The sequence below is a fragment of the Stenotrophomonas sp. 2YAF22 genome, assembly GCF_052114665.1.
Classification (GTDB): domain Bacteria; phylum Pseudomonadota; class Gammaproteobacteria; order Xanthomonadales; family Xanthomonadaceae; genus Stenotrophomonas; species Stenotrophomonas indicatrix.
This window is the reverse complement of sequence record NZ_JBFRFE010000699.1, coordinates 1-2,036: the sequence shown is the minus strand read 5'-3', so window position 1 is coordinate 2,036 and position 2,036 is coordinate 1. Positions and strand designations below refer to the sequence as shown.

The 2,036-nt window shown below is 67.8% G+C and carries 4 protein-coding genes; 2 read left to right on the top strand and 2 right to left on the bottom strand.

Translation table 11 applies throughout. The annotated features are described in order from the left end of the window. A partial coding sequence (locus tag AB4Y84_RS20100; protein WP_442250768.1) for a hypothetical protein occupies positions 1-190 on the top strand: 190 nt, incomplete at its 5' end. Here AB4Y84_RS20100 and AB4Y84_RS20095 read toward each other — a convergent pair. After that, on the bottom strand, positions 166-657 hold the full coding sequence (locus AB4Y84_RS20095; protein ID WP_025876984.1) for a phasin family protein: 492 nt from the start codon (positions 655-657) through the stop codon (positions 166-168). The genes AB4Y84_RS20100 and AB4Y84_RS20095 overlap by 25 nt on opposite strands. Positions 658-737: 80 nt before the next feature. After that, entirely contained in the window at positions 738-1,013 is a 276-nt protein-coding gene (locus AB4Y84_RS20090) for a polyhydroxyalkanoic acid system family protein (protein ID WP_025876985.1), read from the bottom strand. A gap of 125 nt (positions 1,014-1,138) precedes the next feature. Between AB4Y84_RS20090 and AB4Y84_RS20085 the strand changes: the two genes are divergently transcribed. Then, entirely contained in the window at positions 1,139-1,948 is an 810-nt protein-coding gene (locus tag AB4Y84_RS20085; protein WP_025876986.1) for an FHA domain-containing protein, read from the top strand. Positions 1,949-2,036 lie beyond the last annotated feature (88 nt).

The following is a 2,036-nucleotide window of genomic DNA, read 5'->3' as shown; positions in this document are numbered from 1 at the left end:
GTTCCCGACAACAACCGTGATGCAGCCCGCAGATCCGCACGCGCCAGACACGAAAAAACCCGCCAATCCTGAAGCCGTGAGGGGAGGGAACAAACGGCAGCCGAAGCGATTGGCGGGTTCTACGCGATTGTCAACGAAAATTTATTGCGTTGCAACAAAGGCGGTTCAGGGCGTGCTGCCCGGCGACTGATGGCTGCCCGGCGAGGGGGCGTCCACGTCGGTGGAGGCACGGTGTTCGAGCTTGGCCAGGCGCGCGGTCAGGGCATCGATGCGGGCTTCCAGCGCGGTCACCTGATCGGCGGTCGGCACGTGCAGTCGCTTGAGTACGCCCTGCACCTGGTCGTCGAAGGCCTTGTTGACCTTGTCCCAGGTTCCGGACGCCTTCTCGCGGGCTTCGTCCAGCGAGTGCTCGACGTTGTCGCGCCAGCCCGGTTCCTGCTCGCCGCTGCGTTCACGGCGGCGGGCTTCCCAGGCTTCGCCTTCCTTCACCAGGCCATCGAAGAACCGGCCTCCCTCTGCCTGCGCGCGCCCCAGGGCGCCCAAACCAGCCAGCCAGACCTGCTGTGCCGAATCGCTCAGCTTGCGCGAAAAGCGCTCTGCCTGGTCGCCGAAGCCGGCATCGTCGTCGCGGCGATCGTCATTCTCGTAACGGTTCATTGCATTCCCCGTGGGAGTTGGGCCTATCCCGAGAGTAGCGCGGCGCGCCGTTGCTGGGCCGTGATGGCCGCAGCGCAGATTCAGCCCAGCTTTTCCTTCAACACGCGCTGGATCTCGCTTTCGACCATGCCCTTCATTGCCGACAGCAGGAAGCCCAGCTTGGCCGTGACCCGTACCGCGCCCGGCTGCAGTTCGATCGCACCGTCCACGCCACTGCCGGAGAAATTCAGCACGTCGGCGGCCCACGACGACTTCAGGCCGAAGCGTTCGCCCAGCTTGGCGGCAACCTGCTCGATCGCTTCACGTGCCTGGGTGTCGGGCAGGGTGTGGGCGTGGCGGACATCGATGGTGGACATGCAGGCTCCTGGCGCAGGGCGGGGATCAATTGAGAGGGCGAGCATTGTGCGCATCGACGGCGCCCACGCCAAGCGCTCATCGCAGGTTCTTCTTCGTGGGCGGCCAACCTGCTAGTCTGCGCCGCGTGCAGAACCTGCTAGTTCACTTCAGTCAACAACAACAGCCCGACCAGCCGCTGCGGCCCGGGGTGCAGCGCATCGTGCGCCAGGCAAACGGCAGCGTGCGCCTCGGTGATGCCGGCAACGGCGCGCTGCTGCTTGCGCAGTTCTGCATGGACGACCGCGGCCTCTGGCTGCAGGTCGGCAACGGTATCCGTGGCATCCATGTGAATGGTCGCCCGGTGCGGCGCATGGCCCTGCTGAGGGCGGGCGACGCGGTCTACGTCGATGGCGTGGAAATGGTCCTGCAGGGCGAGGTCGACACCCTGCTGCAGGCACCGGCGCCGGCAGCCAGCGTCGAAGGCAGCGGTGACGAGCAGCGCCTGCTGCGCGGTGTGGGCGGCCTGCACCACGGCCGCAGCTACCCCCTGTCGCGCGCGCGGGTGATCGGCCGTGGCAGCGATGTCGACATCGAGATCGATGAGCCCGCCTTCGCCGAACAGCACGCGCGGGTGGAAGTCCACGGCGAGCGGGTACTGCTGCGCGACCTGGGCAGTGCCGATGGCACCCGGGTCAACGGCGTTGCCGTACGCCACTGCTGGCTGCAGGCCGGCGACCAGGTCGTGTTCGACGGCCAGCACCGGTTCGTGCTGGAAGTGCCGCACGACCCGCGCCGGCGACCGCCACTGGCCGATGACGAAGGCAGCGACGAAGCCGAACAGGCACCGGTGGTGCCGGTCGCCCCGCGTCGGGTGCGGCGCTGGCCGTGGCTGCTGGGCAGTGCGTTGCTGCTGGCAGCCGTGCTCAGCCTGCTGCTCTGGTTCGGCGCGCGCTGAATTCGTTCCGCCGGGCATGGCCCGGCGCTACCGCCCGGACCAACCCGCTTTGGGTAGTGCCGGCCGCTGGCCGGCAACTGCAATCACC